This window comes from Haloplanus rubicundus (assembly GCF_003342675.1).
In the GTDB taxonomy this organism is placed as follows: Archaea; Halobacteriota; Halobacteria; order Halobacteriales; family Haloferacaceae; genus Haloplanus; species Haloplanus rubicundus.
Window position 1 is genome coordinate 132068 of sequence record NZ_CP031147.1, and the last position, 17752, is coordinate 149819.

Annotated in this window: 12 protein-coding genes and 1 pseudogene; 4 read left to right on the top strand and 9 right to left on the bottom strand. The window is 56.7% G+C overall.

Features of this window, described 5'->3' with window-relative positions; translation table 11 throughout:
* The 8 genes from DU484_RS00490 to DU484_RS00525 all read right to left on the bottom strand — a co-directional run bounded on the left by DU484_RS00490 (nucleotide 1) and on the right by DU484_RS00525 (nucleotide 12359).
* Nucleotides 1-3432, bottom strand: a complete 3432-nt coding sequence (locus DU484_RS00490) for a DEAD/DEAH box helicase family protein (RefSeq protein ID WP_114604771.1) — start codon at nucleotides 3430-3432, stop codon at nucleotides 1-3.
* Complete coding sequence (locus DU484_RS00495; protein ID WP_114604772.1) at nucleotides 3429-5669, bottom strand: DrmE family protein; 2241 nt, start codon at nucleotides 5667-5669, stop codon at nucleotides 3429-3431. Before DU484_RS00495 ends, DU484_RS00490 begins: the two co-directional genes overlap by 4 nt.
* Nucleotides 5670-6254: 585 nt before the next feature.
* Entirely contained in the window at nucleotides 6255-7298 is a 1044-nt protein-coding gene (locus DU484_RS00500) for a hypothetical protein (protein WP_114604773.1), read from the bottom strand.
* Nucleotides 7298-7771 carry a hypothetical protein gene (locus tag DU484_RS00505; RefSeq protein WP_262342752.1) on the bottom strand — a complete coding sequence of 158 codons (474 nt, stop codon included), beginning with the start codon at nucleotides 7769-7771 and terminating at the stop codon, nucleotides 7298-7300. The genes DU484_RS00500 and DU484_RS00505 overlap by 1 nt, the downstream gene beginning before the upstream one ends.
* Nucleotides 7772-7774: 3 nt before the next feature.
* Entirely contained in the window at nucleotides 7775-8161 is a 387-nt protein-coding gene (locus DU484_RS20580) for an ADP-ribosylglycohydrolase family protein (protein WP_316043082.1), read from the bottom strand.
* Nucleotides 8154-8480 carry a DUF7344 domain-containing protein gene (locus DU484_RS00515; protein ID WP_262342753.1) on the bottom strand — a complete coding sequence of 109 codons (327 nt, stop codon included), beginning with the start codon at nucleotides 8478-8480 and terminating at the stop codon, nucleotides 8154-8156. Before DU484_RS00515 ends, DU484_RS20580 begins: the two co-directional genes overlap by 8 nt.
* Nucleotides 8473-10266 (bottom strand): HEAT repeat domain-containing protein, encoded by a 1794-nt coding sequence (locus DU484_RS00520; RefSeq protein WP_114604775.1) that lies wholly within the window; start codon nucleotides 10264-10266, stop codon nucleotides 8473-8475. Before DU484_RS00520 ends, DU484_RS00515 begins: the two co-directional genes overlap by 8 nt.
* The gene (locus DU484_RS00525) at nucleotides 10266-12359 is read right to left on the bottom strand and encodes a vWA domain-containing protein (RefSeq protein ID WP_262342754.1); all 2094 of its coding nucleotides are present in this window, start codon (nucleotides 12357-12359) and stop codon (nucleotides 10266-10268) included. The genes DU484_RS00520 and DU484_RS00525 overlap by 1 nt, the downstream gene beginning before the upstream one ends.
* Nucleotides 12360-12697: 338 nt before the next feature.
* On the opposite strand from DU484_RS00525, the gene DU484_RS00530 reads away from it, so the two are divergent.
* Nucleotides 12698-14263 carry an ATP-binding protein gene (locus DU484_RS00530; RefSeq protein ID WP_114604776.1) on the top strand — a complete coding sequence of 522 codons (1566 nt, stop codon included), beginning with the start codon at nucleotides 12698-12700 and terminating at the stop codon, nucleotides 14261-14263.
* Here the strand turns inward: DU484_RS00530 and DU484_RS00535 are convergent.
* Nucleotides 14199-14645: a zinc ribbon domain-containing protein gene (locus DU484_RS00535; protein ID WP_114604777.1), complete on the bottom strand. Its 447-nt coding sequence runs from the start codon at nucleotides 14643-14645 to the stop codon at nucleotides 14199-14201. The genes DU484_RS00530 and DU484_RS00535 overlap by 65 nt on opposite strands.
* Between DU484_RS00535 and DU484_RS20640 the strand changes: the two genes are divergently transcribed.
* From DU484_RS20640 to DU484_RS00550, 3 genes and pseudogenes are all read left to right on the top strand, one after another.
* Nucleotides 14601-14909, top strand: a complete 309-nt coding sequence (locus DU484_RS20640) for a hypothetical protein (protein WP_394338742.1) — start codon at nucleotides 14601-14603, stop codon at nucleotides 14907-14909. The two genes, DU484_RS00535 and DU484_RS20640, sit on opposite strands and share 45 nt — an antisense overlap.
* Nucleotides 14910-15366: 457 nt before the next feature.
* Nucleotides 15367-16713 (top strand): DUF5797 family protein, encoded by a 1347-nt coding sequence (locus DU484_RS19270; protein WP_157969448.1) that lies wholly within the window; start codon nucleotides 15367-15369, stop codon nucleotides 16711-16713.
* 209 nt (nucleotides 16714-16922) lie between these two features.
* A pseudogene (locus tag DU484_RS00550) lies at nucleotides 16923-17742 on the top strand (IS5 family transposase).
* Nucleotides 17743-17752 lie beyond the last annotated feature (10 nt).

Sequence of the window (17752 nt, forward strand, 5' to 3'; positions counted from 1 at the left end):
CTAGTCACCTCCGGAGGTTAGTTCGTCGACGAAGTCCTGATTGTTGTACTGCGGTGTCAGGGATCCCTGATCACCGATATCCCTGAGACTGATCATCGGTTCCTTACCCTCCGGAAATTGCGGATACGACATACTCGGTAGATCCTGAATCCAGAATTGCCACACGTTGTTGGTTTTTCGGCGAACTTCATCGTAGAAGTATGGGTTGGTGTAGTGATCGTTCTCCAGCCCGTACGCTCGCTCAACTAAGGACTGCAGTCGCTCTTTGGTGAGTTCTCCGTATCGATCGTTCGTCATCAGCTCGTACAGGTGATTGGCCTTCTGGACGTTAGCGGGCTCCGGACCGTTATCATCGAGTGCCAGCTCGTACTGTCGGTACATTTCGGGTCGGTAGTACTGGATGAGCAGTGAATTGAGGATCCCAGTGAACGTCCGGTCGATGCCGAATTTCGCCCATCGGTCGATCGGAACCGGCTCTACCGTCCGGTCAAGGTATTCGTGTAGTTTCTCGAAATATCGATAGCGATGATCGTCGCGTTCTTTTAATGGGTCGAAGACGTCGAGAACGAATCCGACAACCCCGGATTGACGGCCGACACGGCTGCTGGATTGAATGTACTGGAACGTCCGTCGCGGATAGCCGTAGAACAACATCATATTGAACCGATCAACGTCGATCCCGTGTCCGATAAAGCTCGTCGACGGGACCGTGTCGATTCGCTCGCCGAACGGTGTCTCGCCGGGATCTTCGAGCTGAGCCAAGAGTTCGGGATTTTCCGTGTCTGCTGTGAGTTGTCGCTCTCTGATCGGGTGTTCATACCCCTCTCGCTTCATTTTCCGAACCGCATACTTCGCGATGTTCTCTCGATAGCGATCCTTCCGGCGCTTGTTATTGAAGTAGACGACGCTGGTCTCGTAGAGGTCGAGAATATCGGCCTTTTCAGCTTCCGACAGCTCATCGATCCCAGCCTGTGCTGCAAGTTCCGCTGCAGGCGTGTCGTATGCATCCCGGATCAGCTGGTGGTAATCGATGACGGTATCCAATACAGCGTACAGATGCGAGCGATTGGCCGGGGTGAACCCAAGATACTCGCGCTCGATCGTCTCCGTCAGTTCCCCATAGAACGTCTCGCCACGAACCGGTCCGTCCGCTGGGAACCGTGTGGCGTCTTTCTGGAACAGGTGTTCGATCTGTCGTTCGTATTCGGCAATCGTCGCTGTCGACGTGAGAATTTTGGGCTGCTTACCGTGGATCTCCTCGCATAACGTCTGATACAGGGTCTCGTAATGTGCGGCGAAGGTTCCCAATTCCTCATTAAGCAGGTGGACTTCATCGACGAGATGAAGTGTTGGCACCGGATCGTACGCCTCGTCTGGATCGACCTGTTCCAGTTCTTCGGGGTCTCGGTCACAGAGCTGATGTTCGGAGCATTTCCCCGAGTATCCGTAGCCGTGATCCGGACACCATGTCGTGTAATTGCCGAGGAGATTCGCAAATCGGGGTTGTTGCCCGGTGATTGCGATCTTATCCAGCGACCCCAGCAGAATCGACGGGACGTACCGATAGATATCTCGATCGATAACGTACAGCGGGAGCCGTCCTAAGCAGTCATCTCCGGTACAGGTGTGGAAGACACTGTTTGCTTCGGAATCGTATTCGACGGAGATAGAGCTATGACAGAGCGGGCATGAATCAATCACCTGACAGCGGTCTTCGAGCTGTTCTTGGCTCTCCTGAAACATCTCGCGGAACGTGTCTCGGTTAGTGCCGATGGAGTTGGGAGTGTCATAACTTCCGGCGAAAAATCCGAGCGAAAACGGCTCACCGGCGCCGCTCAATCCCAGTTCGGACTCGCTTCTGCGAATCTGTTCCGCATGAAGCATGCTCTCCAAAAATCGACTCTTTTGCTGACGGCTCAGTAGTCGCAACGGGAATCGAATCCACGCGGTAACTCCCTGGTCTTTGCCTCGGAGCCGATCATAAAAGAGATTGAAAACGATCAGGCCGAGATATGCCTCGGTTTTCCCACCGCCGGTGGGGAACCACAGTACGTCAGCCAATTCGTCGTAATCTGTCGCTAATTCGGGATGCTCACGCCGCGCGATAGCGGAGAGATTGCTCACGATGAACACCAGCTGGAACAGCCGCCAGCCGGGGAACTCGTGTTGCCGGGCGTTGACTTCATTCATCAACTGGAAGGCTCTGAGCGCCTGTGGGTCCTCCTCTAACACCGTGAGACCGTGTTTGAACCGTTCGATCTCGGTGGCGAAATCCTCAGCGTCCGCATCGAATTCAGCTAACTCGGCTGCATCAAGATCGAGTTCTGCAGCCACCTCGGTTCGCCGAGGGCCCGTCCAAGCATCGTGGTATGCCTCCATCCCATCGGCAATATCCCGAAGCACCCCAAGTGTCTCCCCACGGGCCAGTTCCGCAAACTCCGTGTTGTACTCCGTATTGAACTCGAATTCGTAAACCGGCGCCGTCGGGACAGGCGTTGTTTTGACTGTTTTTGGCGATGTGGTCTTGTCCACAGTCGTTGAACAGTTCCTCCCCTTTGCCCACATAGTCTGATCGTACCGGTAATCTTCCGGGATCAGTTCGAATGTATACGGCTTGAGCGGTGCTGTGAGGGTGATCTGGGGATTGAACAAATACCGTTCACCGGGTCCGTCGTTGGGATCCGACGACTCGGCGGTCGGGGGGTGATTCGAGAGGGTCAGCTCAAGCTCGCCGTCTGACATCGACGCTCTAAATCGGACATCCCAGTCGAGGGCATCCGGACTCAGGCGTTGGAGATCGCTTTTGTGCCCGTCGAATTCGCTTTCCGATAGATCTACAAGATCTTCTGCCGAGGATGTCGGCGGGTCGATTGAGTGGTCGACGATCGCGTGTGCTTCAGCGAGAGAAGCAACCTCCTCTCTCAACGTCTTGTTCAGTTCGGTGGTGATATCTCCAGCTTGCTGTTGAAGTTCAGCAACCGTGAGATCCCGCTCGACGGCCACGGAACCGCGTCGGAAGAACGGCTCGTCGAACCCATAGAGGATGTCATCGTCGATCTGGCTCCGATCGACCTCTTCCCACGTATCCACATCATCGGCCCCCTCGGCAATACTGATTTTCCCAGCACGAATCCGACGCTCTTGGATCGACTGATACTCCTCAAAAGTGGGCGCACTGGGCACGTAGAACTCGAATCCAACATGAAGCGAGATGGTTGCTTCTCGCTCGGGTTGACATTCGAGGCTAATACTGCTGGGTCTGGTTTTCGCGTCGAACTCTTCGCGATCAGCGCTTCCGTACTCCGGTGAGAGATTTGCGATGTAGTATTTGTCGCTGGGTTGATCACCGACGCAGAAGGGCTTGTCCCGCCCCCTGGCACGCTTGATTGTCTCTGCTATTAGATACTGGCCGACATGGTGTGTTTTATTCATTCGTCGTTGAGGATGGTGATGGATTCGACCGTCGCTTTGCGGATATCTTGTGAGAACTGGTCGACGTCATCGGGGAGATCCGTCTGGAGGTCGCTACTGATGCTGCCGCTCATCTGCGATTCTATTGCACGCCTCGCACGACGGCCGATGTTTCGGTGCTCCGTCCGAATCCGTTTCATCGCTTCCGCCGTCGCTTCATACGTCGGCTCCATCTCCGGTTCAAGAACGGCTAACACGCGTCGGACGTCCGCCGGATCTTGTGGGCCAATTGCCTCGCCTGTATGCCAGTTCGAGATCGTCGACTGGTCGGAGATATCAGAGCCATGCTCTTGAATCGCCGCAAGGAGTTCTTCGCCCGACCACTCTCCGGACAGACCTTCATTCAGAATCGTCCGCCACCGGTCGACGATCGATTCCGCCTTTCGCAGTCTGTCTTTCTGGTGGGCGGATTCGACGAACAGGTCGTAGATGTCGTCTGCGACTGCGTCGAGCAGCAAGAGTGTATCCCCCACAACAAGGTCTGCTGCTTGCTTACGCGCGATATCCCCGTTATCCTTGAGAACACTCACACGGGCTTGTTTTGACAGGTGTTTCGTTTCGCCATTTGAGAGTTCGACTTCGAAATCAGGGTTCGCTGACGATGTCCCGCCGCCCCCTCCAGAACCGGAGGTGACGGTCGTCCCACCGCCTTCGAAATCCTCTCTCAATGTTTCGGTTGGATCCGCTTCCTCGTCGGCCCGTGGTTCGTACTCGGCGGCCGATTCTCTGGACTCCGTTTCCTGTTTTTTACGGCCGCCCATTTGACCGATTTCCTGCCGTTCGATAGGGATGCCGATCTGTCCCATTCCCTCTTCCAGTCGATTTTCGACGAGCGGGGCCCACGGTTCAAATTGCAGAAACGCGATTCGCCCAGCTGTCGGGAAGTCATACAGATACGAATCGGCATCCAGTGGTCGAGCGACGATGATTTCACCATCTGGAGCCGGTTCGATATCGTCGACCGTGCGAATGGATACTTTGTCCGCGAGTTGTCGGTCTTCTAGTGTGAGTGCCCGCAGGATCGCTTTCCGTTCGAAATCATTCCTGACGACAACGATCCGGGACCTGTCCAGGTCCCCGTTCGTTTCCGTCGTAATCAGTCTCAAAAGTTGCTCTTGGACCGGGTGATTAGTATTGAGACGGCCGTGAAGCGCATTCGCTGCTTCGCAGTAGTTGATCAGCACACTTCCTGTCCTCCCATCGAGCCGTTGTGCCTTCCCGCGGAGGTTCTCCAGTAGTTCTCGAACCCCTTGTTGGTAGTAATTTTCCGCGACGACGGCATCCCAGTATTCTGGCTTGACTGGGAGCCGCGTGAGGAGGTTGAACAGCCACCCGACTTCCATCTTGATGACGCCCTGAACGTCTTGGTTCGCCTGAATATCGTCCCGCATCGCGCTGAGATCGGTGACGATATCGTACATCTCCGGATCGCCAACAACGATCTGTTCAACCGTGGTCTCTTCCGTGTTGATGAGACGTTCGAACTGCGTCGTAAGACTTGGATTCTCCGGAAGCGATGTCGGCTCAGCTGTCGTGAGCAGCTCGTTTGAGACGTGGAGGGTGTTCATTTGCTCTTTCAGGGCCTCCGTCGCGGGCGTCAGTTCGTCCGTATAAAAGATGAAAGGGCATTCACTAGCTTCATACAGGGCCATGATGGCGTCGAATCGCCTCGCGACGTTCCCCCACTCGGGCTTTCGAAGATCGACAAACACCATACCGACAGTATTGCCTGATCGCTCCCAATCGAATTCGAAGTTGTTTTTCGCCGTATGCATATCGGCCTCCAGCTGTATCTGTGAGAGTCGATCGATCGGCTCTCGGTCGATCAACCTAGGACAGCGGCCGATGCCATCCTCCCGGAGATCATCGATTTTCGAGACATACCCCTGATGAAGCGCCGGGAATGCGAGCAAGGACTTGCCACCGCCAACGATGCCTTTCTCAGGGAACCGCGGGTCCTGAGTGCGGACGTAAGCGATACTGAGGCCTATCGGAATCCGATTTGACGGGATTGGATCGTGGATTAACAGGGATCGGCCCCGCTCGAGACTGCGGAGCGTTTCCTCAATTACCGCCAGTTCAGTCTCACCAAACGGATACGACTCCCCGTCCAGTTTGATGTTCGCGGGGAACCAACGGGTCAGATAATCCCGTCCGCGACAGGCATGTGCATGTGAGGCAATCGAATTTATAGTCATATTTTACTTGAAGGGCTCACTGGGCCGGCGAGGAGGATGTCACCACGAGGATAGTGGGGACATCCCCCATCGCTCGGATGATCTACATTGCGAATTGTTACTCGATCACAACCACATTTAAGAACTTTCCTGAGGGTATCAATTATGAATCTGCTGGGGGAGGGTGATTTTGGTCTGTCATAGTGGCTAGCTGTTGAACTCTTTTGAGGTATCCCAGTGGCCCATTCATCCAGAGCGAAACGGATTCGTTTGGAGATCTGCCCGGCCCGGTCGATATCGCTCTGGCTCAAGCTTGGGTAGGCTATGATCGGACAACCAAGATGATCATCTCGTGGTTTCCTGCGAGGGTCGCGGAGAGCCGCATCTGTTACGTCACCGTATCTTGAATCGATACGTTCCGCAATTGCGAATTCATCCGATTGATCAATGGTGTCACCACGGGTCAATCCGCTATGCTTACTTTGTGATTTGTCTGTCATAATCACGGTTGGGGAGCCATTCATCGGTGAGACCATCATCATTCGTTGACTTGGGCTAGGGCCCACGATTCCCGGGGGTTCAGTTCCAGCAATTCTGGGATGAAGTTCATTTCGTCGCCTCGTATTCGGTTGTTACCGCACGATCACGCCGAAGTTTCTTACGAACGTTCTCGCTTCTACAATCGACATCCAGACGACGTCGTTGCCAGTCCTCCCCAGATTTGCCGTTCCACACCCCGTACAGGGTTACTTTTGGGAGTCGCAGAACGCCGAACAGCACCGAAAGCGTGTAGAGCGCATCCTGCAGTTCGTCCCATGTGACGGTTACCTTTCGTGGAATGTCAACCGGAAAACTCACATGTTGTGCAAGTACCCTTGCCTCACGAGCCATCTCGACGAACCCGTGGTCGTTGCTGAGAAGAATGACTCGCTTCCGGCTATTTTGGTCGTACTCCGCGTAGGCGTCCACGATGGCTTCGTCGCCCGTCTCACTCTCGATCGTATCCGCGTACCGATGGTCGCGGAGGCGACGATATTCGTAGAGTCCGAGGAATCCTTCACGATTCGCCCCGGCCGGCTGATTGTCCAGCCGTGCGAACTCGGACCCGAACGCATCCTCAAGGGCTCGCGTCTCGTAGTGGTTGTAATGCCAGTTGAGTTCCTCGTAGATACCCGTCGCGAGGGCAAAGCCATTGACTGGACTCCGACCGTTGTCGTCACTGTATCGCTCCGGATCCAATTGGAGTACATCCGGCATCCGCCAGGCGAGGAGGTTCGTATCGATACCCAGTGCCACGGGTTGATGGCCGGCGTCAAGGTCGGGATACCCCTGTCGGCGGAAGAACGTCTCCACGTCCTCGCGATTTTCGATGTCGACGAGGCCACCAGCAACGAGCGCTCGGATGTAGGTATCCTTGTCAGGCAGGTCATCGTAGGCCTGTTCGCCGTATGTCGTGTGGAGTTCCTCGCGGGAATCCTGGTACGTGAGCGCACCCTGTGTGAATCGGACCGTGGTTGCGACGGGATCAGAAAGGTCGATCTCAAGGAGTTCTCCGATCTCTTCACACGGGTGCCGAACACTAACCGACGTAATCCCCTCGGTGTACAGCGCGTTGAGGAGATGCGTGATGTGGTGGCGGGCAAGTTTCATTAGAAGACCTCCTGGAAGTCGACGAGTTCGACCACTGGTCTGGGGACATCGGGATACAACCGGCCGTAGAAGCGGTTGTTCGAGACGTAGAGATAGAAGACGTGGTCGGCCTCAAACTGAATCCCCGCCTGGAACGCGATCGCCGACATGAACTTTCGACCGGGAGTGACATCGACCGCCGCCGTACCCCCGTCGGCCTGTATCTGGGCAATCGGTTCACGAAAGTGCTCGACGATCCCGTGGAAATCTGTCTCCGTATCGAGCTGCGTCACGGAGAGGTCAGGATCCTCACCGCCGTATTCGACGACCACACGCTCCATCATGGACGTGATATCATCGAACTGGTCACCGACGCCAGGATTATCCAGCACGTACAGTTCGTCGGGGAGGAATCCCTCTTCACAGGCCGCGATGAGAGGATTAATGACCGCCTCCAGGTTCGTGCTCATGGTTGTGAGCCACGCATCGACCATTACTCATCGACCCCCCGACTGAGCGGCGTTGGCTTTCCATTGCTCGTGCTCGATCTCCGGATGCCGGACTGCTACGCGTTGAAGTGATTCGTACATGACGTGGAGTTCTACGATCATCGTGTGGGCCTTCTCACGGAGGTCTGTAAGTTGGTCCTCTGGACTGGTGTCCGTCAACGTCCGTTGCTGCTGCGGGAGGCGAAGCTGTGTGAGGTAATCCAGAATAGCACCCGTACCGCTGGCTAACTGTGGGAAGATCTCGGCAACCTCGTAGACTGCGCGTGGGTGGTCAGCAATGATCTCCTCGGCGCTCTTGAATTCGACCGGTCGACCTAGTGCGTCACCACAGGCAAGGCCGAGTAAACAGCCCTGTGCGTTCGCTGTCTCATTCATCGTCAGTCACCAAGACTTCGTCAGCATGGTTCTCGATCAGCGTGAGGAAGGTCTCAACCTCGTCGTACTGAGGGCCCTTCATAACCGCTCCAGTTTCCCGATTCCAGTCGATATATCCTGCCGCCTCTAACTTTGGGAGGTGGACGTGATACAGTTCAATCTCCGAGCTGTCCAGAGCGTCTGGCCCCTGGAATGGCTCCAGCCTATCGTCTCGCTTCAGCCTGTAAAGTATCTCCCGCCGCTGTTGCTTCGATAGGACTTCCATGATACGATCCACCTTCGAAGACGCGAACACGTCGGGCGGTCCCTTGTCAGTCATCGCGTTGGTCCCCTTTGTTGATCTGGACGAGCGCCCACGATGCCCTCGTGCGGACATCGGCGTTGTCATCAGCCTGTGCTCGATCTTCCAGGGGCGATACCGCTACAGAGGCGGAGAGGTGTCCGAGCGCCCAGCAAGCGTTCTCACGGACGAGCGGATTCTCGTCCGACAGCAGCTCCACGAACGTCGGCGTGACGTGTTCGACCGACTCCGGGAAGTCCTCGGCTACGCGGCTAAGGGCACCGCTCGCATTGATTCGCGTGTAGGTGTCCTCAACCGTCAGTAATGCGGTGATCTCCTCGGTGTACGGCTCGACCACGTCGGTGTGAACGATCGCCACGTCGCCGATTAGTCCGATTGCGTTGTTCCGGAGCTTGGGGTTATCGGCGTCGAACAGAGTTGCGACATCGTCGACGATATCGACGGCGATGCTCGGGTACTCGCCCACGATCCGTCCAAGCCCAGCGGTCGCGTTCAACCGAACGCTGTCGGACAACGAGTCACGGAGGGTGACTTCTCCAAGTGTCTCGGCGACCGGTTTGACTTCCTCCGGATACTCGCGCGTGATCCGCGAGAGTGCGTACACCGCGTACTGGAGTCCGTCGGCGTCGTCCTCAATGATCGTTGCAAGCGACGGTACGGCGTCCACAGCATCCTCGGGGTTTTCCTCAGCAATCGCGGCGATACATCTGGTCGCTTCACGCCTGACGGAGACAATGTTCGACTGCAGATACGGTACGAGTTCGTCGGTGAGCGGAGCGATCGCCCTCGGATCGGCATCACCAATGGCGCGGAGAGTGGCCAGCATGTCGGCCCGAGCGGGTAGCTCGTCACGTGTCAATAGTGACCGAAGGATTGGAATCGCCGGCGTACAGTCCTCTGGGCGCACTGCCGCCACCCGACGGAGTGCCTGGGCTGCGTCCTTTTCCCGGAACAGATCAACGTCTTCGCGATCCAGAAGAGCGAGGATCGATGAGATACGGACCGCCTCTGGATTCACATCCGCGAGTCGGCGGAGCCCAGTTGCCTCCTCGGCAGGCGTCTCTGCGCTCGCCGTGTAGAGATTCGGTGGGGGATCGACCACGGAGAGCAACTCGATTGCGTCGACGGGAACGGTGAATTGGTCACTATCTGGGGCGAGCGGCGTGCACTGGAGCGCCGGCGCTGCCGAGGGGCGTTCGAGTGTCACCGCGTGAAGGGAGACGTCGTGGCACAGCTGCGTTCGTTCGGCCCCATCGTCGATGTACGTGAGTTCGAATCCGGGCGCATCGGTGTGGTCGTCGAGAAACGACGATAGCATCGACGCGTTCGCAGGCATGATTCCGGCAGACGTCGGGAGTCCACCGTCGGTCATTATGTCACGAACCCATGGGAGGTCGGGATGGATGTCTCCCCGTTCGACCGCGGGAACGAACTCCCAAGCGTGGTAGTGCTCCCACGCGTCGACATCACTCAGATCGAGGTCGTCGACAACGACGTAGCCGTCCGCGTCCGGGTGCAGGTCGGCGATGAGTGATAGCTGCTCGCGCCGGAGTGGGAACTGCTCGTACCGACCATCGGGCTGTTTCTCGCCGAGCCACTCGTCCCAGTCGTCGGGGTGGCGGCCGACGATGTCGACGACACCCGGAATTGCGTCCTCCTCGGCCAGCGTCTGATTGCCGATGGCGTAGACCGCGTGTGGCGTCTCATGGGCGAGATGACGCACCCACTCCAGCGGGACTGCGTCGTGGCGGGGATGTGGATTCACGTCGACGGTCCAGTCACGGTCGAACGCGAATACGAACATCAGTCACTCACCTCGCGCGGCGTCGCGGGCGCCTGCTGACACAGTGTTTCCAGGAGTTCCACCTCCTGCTGCATCGACTCATCATCCACAGCCGCCATCTCATCTGCGAGGTAGCTGCGAAGCTGGTCGAATCGCTCGGTATATCGATCAGGAACGACCAGCGGTACGGACTCGCGCTCGTGCTGGCCACGCTGGTCGGGGAGCAACCAGTCGTCGACGCCAGTCGCAGCGTCAGCGCGATCGTGGAGGTCAGCCGCCCACGTCCGGAGTTCGCGAGCGTATCTAGCCAGCGCGACGGCCTTCCGGACGCCCTCATGGGCATATGTACCGGACTCGTTGGAAACGTCGACGGTGACGCGCTCGGTGTACTCGCCACCGTCCCGTTCCGTCCACGAGGCGACCAGATCCAGATCGGCATCCTGGCTCGTCTGCTCGAGGCGGACGAGGACGACGCCGCCCCGAGCTTCGCCATCCTGCTTTGCGGAGGGGAACAGCGTCCCGACGTGCATCAAGCGGTCGGTCGCGGCGTCCGCGGACGGCGATCCGTGGACTGCCTCGATCTCGTAGCCGTCCGCGTCGAGATCGAGGTTCAGGTCGTACACCAGCGGGGTGACCATGTAGTCGAACTCCTCGCCCAGCCGACGCTCGAACTCCGCGGTCGAGTGGACGAAGTAGTGATTCGCCCCGCGGATGCCCGACAGGGTGTCCGCCAGCTCCGCATTCGCATCCAGCCCCATGCCGATGAACGTCGTGTGGACACCCTCGGCGGCCGCGTCCGCGAACAGCTGCGTGAGTTCGCTGTCCCCCGTCGTCCCCGTGTTCGGCATCATGTCGGTCATAAAGACGACACGGCGCTCGACGTCAGGACTGGGCGTCCCGTCGACCAACATGTCGACGGCCGCCTCGAATCCGTCCGCGAGGTTCGTACTGCCGCCAGCAGCGATCTCGCGGATGTGGCGACGGATCGCCGGCATGTCAGTCGTTCCGACGTCACGGAGCGGCTTCGCGACGTGGGCGCGGTGGTTGTAGAGGACGACGCCCAAGCGGTCCTCGGCGTGGAGCTGCTCGGTGAGCGCGCACAGCGACTGAGTTGCCGCTTCGAGTTTCGTCGCCGCATCGTCCTCGGCCTCGCGCTTGCGCCCGTGTTCGTCGTAGTAGTACGCGTCGAAGGAGCTGTCCATCGACCCAGAGACATCAAGGACGGCGACGAGATCCAGCCGCGGCCGCTCGAACTCGTCGACCGAGAGCGTCGAATTCAGCCCGACCGACAGGTAGCGCTCGGTCTCCCCACTGATCGGGTGGTCGCTCACGGCGGCCGCGTAGCGCGGTGCGAACAGGGCCTCGGACTCGGTCCGCGTGCCCGTCTCGAAGTGATAGTCGTAGAACAGCCCCTCGTCGCTGATCGCCTCCGGCTGTGGCGTATACCCGTTCGCGACGTTTTCCCGAAAGTTGGCCACGTCTTTCGCCCCGCCAGCGGCGAGTCCGACTGTCTCCGGGCTCGCCATGTCCGCACTTGCTGGCGCCGGTGATGCACTCTCCATCACCTGGTTTTCGAGCATCTGATCGGCCTCGGCGGTCTCCCGAAGTTCGTACGCGTCGACGTGGTGCCCACAGGACTCACAGACGTAGTCGGGTGGGGTGACCGACCTGTCGTCGTCCATCGGCATCCAGTCGTCGACGAGCGAGCGGTCCTCCCGAACGCGACGAACAGTCGCTCTGGCATCGATTATTCCGAACGGTTCGTCGAGAGAGAGCTGTGACGCGGCTTGCGTGACGGCTGCTCCAGCTGCATCGACGACCTGTCCTGGTCGAAGCCGTCCTCCGCAATCAGGGCACTCTGGACCGATGTCGTCTCCTGAGGAGACGGGAACCGCGCCCAGCAGCCCCGAGATGCAGTGGGTTGCCCCGATTTTCAGGCTCTGGAGTGCCTCGCTGTCAGGTGTGGCAAGTACCGTGAACTGCCGCCCCGATTGATCGGCGACCAGCAAGCGGTGGACGTGTTCTCCGTCGCAGTCGATGGCTTCCCGGGTGATGAATTCGACTGCGATATCGTGACGCTTCCCATCCTCTATGTCCGCGTACGTCGTATCCATAGTGTCTGTTTGGCCTGCCATTCCCCGGGCAGCCAGCGGGTAATTGACGACGGTGTGTTCGTTCATCCCGGAAACGAGAGGGAGTAACCACCATCACGATGCGTCTTTTTCCACCTTCACACTCACCAGTGTGCGCCAAGATGGGATAAATCCTTCGCCAATAAGCAAGATAGAGCAGATGTTAGATGATAAAGGCCCATCATAGTGTTCTTTGTAGGGTGTTTGGTGGAATACTATACTCTGGAGGATGGATTATTAGTATGTAACCGCCTCTATACTGTTGAGTATTGAGTCGAAACAATCATTGCGAAGGACCCCGAGGATTAGTCAACAAACCCATGCCTATCGACGCTGGTGACGCTCTCGTCCGGGCGCTTCACGACCATAATCCGTGGTGGGAACACGGGACAGAAGCATTCTCACTCCCGGCACGGCAAAAGAGCGATTTCTATCATCTCGCCCGTCCCGACGAGTCCGGCAGCCAGTTCGAGGACCAACCGCTTCTCGCCCTCGTTGGACGGCGGGGCGTCGGGAAAACCACGCTCCTCAACCAGTTCATTCACCATCGCATCGAGGCTGGCGACGATCCGGAACGATTCCTCTATCTTCCCTTCGACGCCGACCCGCTCTACCAACTCCAATCGGACGAACAGCTGCGACGCGCAGTTCGGTACTACGAGAGCAGGGTTCTCGGCCGCATCGAAGCAGACCACCCACACTTCATCCTCATCGACGACGTCCACCAGATCGAGCATCCGAACAAGCCGACCATCGACGGGTGGGGCGTCCCCGTCGCAGAATTGCTCGAGGACGTCCCGGGACGACACGTCGTCGTGACTGCTAGCGCCGGCATCCAGATCGAACGGGAACTCGAAAGCGTCGCGATGCCGGCCGAAGACTACGATGTTCAGCCCATTCTCCCCGAGAAGTTCCGGGACTACCTCTTCACGCTATATCCAGATCTTGAGGAAGAAGACACTCGCGTGAGCCCCACCTCGCTGCGAACCGGAGAGAACAGCCTGCCAGCGGCTCTCCAGAGTGGCGAGATCGAGTCACTCGTCGCAGAGCTTCGACAGAAGTACGAGAAGGTTGCAGACGTCGAACGACGCATCCAGTCACAGGTCGTCGACTATCTCGCGATGGGTGGGACCATCAGCTACGACCTTGACGGCGCCGCCGAGTCGGCAGCGGACCTGACGGCAGATGACTACGTGCAGCTGCGCGAGGACGTTCGCGATGCCCTCTACCAGGAGGTCCCCGGCTTCGAATCGATTCAGACGATCGCGGATCTCGAACGCCTCTGCGCGCTCGCCGCCCGGAACCGAGGAACTGAGCCGTTCCGGTATCAGGACCTCGTCGAACTGTTCGACGTCGACCGGCGGACGATCGCCGATAGCTACCTTCCCGCGCTGGCAGAGCTGTACCTGTTAACCGGCGTTACCGAGTACGACAACAGCCGCCCCCGGTCGGTGCAACTCTACCTCCGTGACACAGGGCTAGTGACCGCGCTCGCCGACGGCGACGCCTCAACCGTCCGAAACGATTTTGACCGCGAGGCCGACCTGGCCCGCGTCGCGGCGTTCGACCACACGATGCGGTTCGCCTACGGGATCAACGCCATCCAGGGCAATGACGAGACGCCCGCCGTCCAGTACTGGCGCGGGCGAGAGGGTGAGGTCGACTTCGTCTTCGAGGTGGACGGAACCCCCGTCCCGATCGGCCTAGCGTATCGGTCACGCGAGCGGGAGGAGTCACTCGAAGCCGTTCGAGAATTCAAAGAAGCGTACGATGTGCCACTTGGATTCCTCCTCGCTGGTGATACGGTTCGAGGCAGACAACCTATTGAAGATCTCGGTGATGGAATCGTCCAACTTCCGTACTGGTTGTACTTGCTCCTATGTTAGCTTCTCCCTGATATCCTCCCACGGCTAGCCGTGGAGTTCCCCCACTGGGGGTTGAATCCACGGACACGAAGAGGTTCGCAGGTTCGTCGTCACGCTGGACGATGAACCGCGTTTCGGGCCGTGCCAGTACGGCCCCCGCCTCAGACAGCGGTTTCAAGAACTTGCCCAAGGCTCGTTTACCGATATTCAGCGCATCGGTCTTGTCCGCAGTGCCGTCCAGCCCACACTCAGGATACTCGACCCGCCCCTGCGACTTTCGGACACCTTCAGCGGCACAGCGGTTGCACGTTTTCGACATGTCGTACTCCTCAATCAACTGTACGTTGATGCCCGTGTCGTGGGCCTTGTACCCGATGTAGTTGAGCAGGCGGGCGAACGGCATCTTGTGGGTCTTGTCGTTGCCTTACCGTCCTTTGTCGTTGTCCTTGCGAATCCCGCCGAGGTCATCGAGACGTACTCGGTCGGCAACCTCGACTACCTGCGGGCCTCCGTCGAGGACATCGGCGCCAAGACCGTCTGCATCGACGACGTGGAGATCGAGCGAAAGCAGGACCCACTCGACGCGCTCGAACCGGCAACGGCCACCCTCTTCTCGGTACCCACTGGATCGAATAGTATCCGGATGGACGGATTCGCGGCAAAATAGTCCGATCCGGAACAGCGCTCGTGTCTCCACTCAGCCGGCTTTCCCTATCGGGTGGTTGCCTATACGGAGCCAGTGACTGAGCGTGTCACCGGATCGGCGTCGACTGAACGAGGCCGTGTTCCGGCTGTCAGTAGCGGTCTCGGCGCGAAAAATTGCGTGATCCCGTCGCGTCTCTTCCCGGATCGGAGCGATTCACTGGGGGTATACGCGATGTTTGAGTAGTCCCGGGCAGCGGTGACTCTCCGAGGTTCGAATCTTAGGCTCAATCAGAAGTCACTTTAAGAATCTCTGATTCGCTTTGGCAGAGAATTCATCCAGTCTGTTTGAAGATTAAAGAAGTGAGATGATATGTATTCCACTTATATAGACAGCACAACGTTTGCCGCGGCCGCTGAACGGTACTATAGATATATTGGATATAGCAACGTTGAAACAGCTGTTAGCGTAAGACACATCGATGGAATCGGCGCTCTGGAAACTAGAGGAGAATGCGATTCGCTCGCACACTACGGAGAAATTACGAGACTTTACAGTAGATTCTGAAGGTGATTTCTTTGTTTATGTCTTAGAATGCGAATCAGAAGTCAATCTACAGCGGGAAATAGAAGACTACGATGGCCAGAAAATTGAGGAAACCCTGGAAGATGGAGAGAATGCATGGATAAATTATCCTGCCACAATCCGCCCTCCAATCGGTGATCACCACTCTAACTTCCCGAAATGGGTCGAACAAGCTGTAGAAGCAGACGAAGTTTACTACGTCGGTCAAACATCGGATCCGGTAGATAGAATTGCTGCGCACGCAACGGCTAGCGACCGCTCGGCTTATGCGAGCCGCTTATTCCCGCCGGTTTCAATCACGCACATAGAACGAGTTCAAAGCAGGAATAGGGCCCAAGCCTTGGAGGATACCATCGCTCAGTTCATCAGCTTCGGCTGTGAAATCGAAAGTGAAAATTACTCCGGTTACGGGAAAGTACCGGAAGAAATCCATAGTAGGCTAAAACGATTCGCTAACCCAGACGGCCCGAATTTGGAGATAGCCAACGGGCGAAATTTGGCTGCATTTCATTCAGCACCAGACAACCGCTGGACTACCGCACTCCTTTACAAGCTTACTGAAATTCCGGATCCGATAGCACCTTGGGACACACACAAAGAATATGATGGCTTCCCGATCGAAAAATCGATCGTAGTGGATTGGTATCTGAAATCTCTGGAATTCATCGCAGAGCATGCTACATCCTTCCAATACCAAGAGGATCTTCTTTTATCTCAAATTGTCGAATTTGAGGAGTGGCTAGAAGCCTCAGAAAGCTATCCACAGCGTGGCGATCCAGAAGAAGAGTATTGGAATGCCGACGAAGGAATTGAATCGATCGAAGAGGGGAAAGAGTATTTCGAGCAGCTAAAAGAAATCGGTCAGAAACTAGTCGTAGAACCGTTTCTAATCGAATATCGTAAGAAAACTCGGGAATTGCATTCAGAGCCGCTACGATTTGCTTACAGCGAGAAGACACCCAATATCGAAGCGAATTCTGGTTCGGATAGTGCCCCCAACCAGAGTCCTTCAACAAAGCCAACACCGAATCAGGAATCAGTTTCGCTATCTGGAGAAGAACGGAAGCGTCTGAAAGACGTGATCCAAATGTCACCCACATCAAACGGCGAACTTCAGGACCACTGGAACCTTCAGGAGAGTGCAGATGTATATTATTATTTGGAGGACCACTTTTCAGAGTGGTATTATCGTGACTCAGATAGCATGATCCGAGCGGCTGACGACGCAGAGGATCAAATATAGAGTTCTGGTGGCTATTCCACAGGGGCGATAAAACACGGAATAACCGGTTAATTGGGATTCGTAACAAAATGGGGATAGTCTCGGGTAACAGTGAAATTCGGAGGTTTGAATCTTACAGAGACACCGAACTGCATTTGTTCTCCGATTTAGAACCATGTGGCCCTGTTGAAATCCTCAGAGAGTTACGGTTTGCCCGGTAGTCTGACCGGATGGAAGCCCTTCCGAAGTCTCGGTTACTCCAATTCGTCGAGCAACCAATACAGTTGGCTCGGCGAACTGTCTCTCGTTACTCCTCGAAGTTCTCAAAATGGCGGTACACGCTTCATCAACATATCGTCCTCCTTTGCCTCAAGATTCAAAAGAATACGCCGTACCGGACGCTTTGTGACGAACTTATCGAGATGCCACGGATTCGGAGCGCCCTTGATCGTGAGGAAATCCCGTCTCCTTCGACGTTGTGTAAAGCGTTCAACCGCCTTGACATGGCAATTTGGCGGGTTCTTCTCAATCTCTCAGTCACGCTTCTCCCGACCAACGGTGTCGTCGAGATCGATGCCTCTGGTTTTGATCGCAGTCATGCCTCGAAGTACTACACGAAGCGAACGAAGCTGACGATCCAGTAGTTGAAAGTTACACTTCTCGTGGACACAAGAGCGAATGCTATCCTTGATATCCACGTGACGACCACCAGAAAACACGATTCAAAGATCGTGCCGTCGCTCATCAAGCGAAACACCGGTTCGGTAGCAATTCTCTTCGGTGACAAGGGGTACGATGACCAGACAATTCGAGAGTTAGCCCGTGAAGATGATGTTCGTTCGTCATCAAGCATCGAAAATTCACGTCGCTCCACAAGACGTGGAACTTCCGGTTGGACGCCGACCTCTACGGGCAACGTAGTCAGAATGAGATGGTGAATTCTCGTATTAAACGGAATATGGCGCATTCGTCCGTTCACGACGCTGGTGGAAGCAGTTCCGTGAACTTGTGGTCGCCTGTATTATTCACAACGTTGACAAGGTACTCTGAACGTTAGATA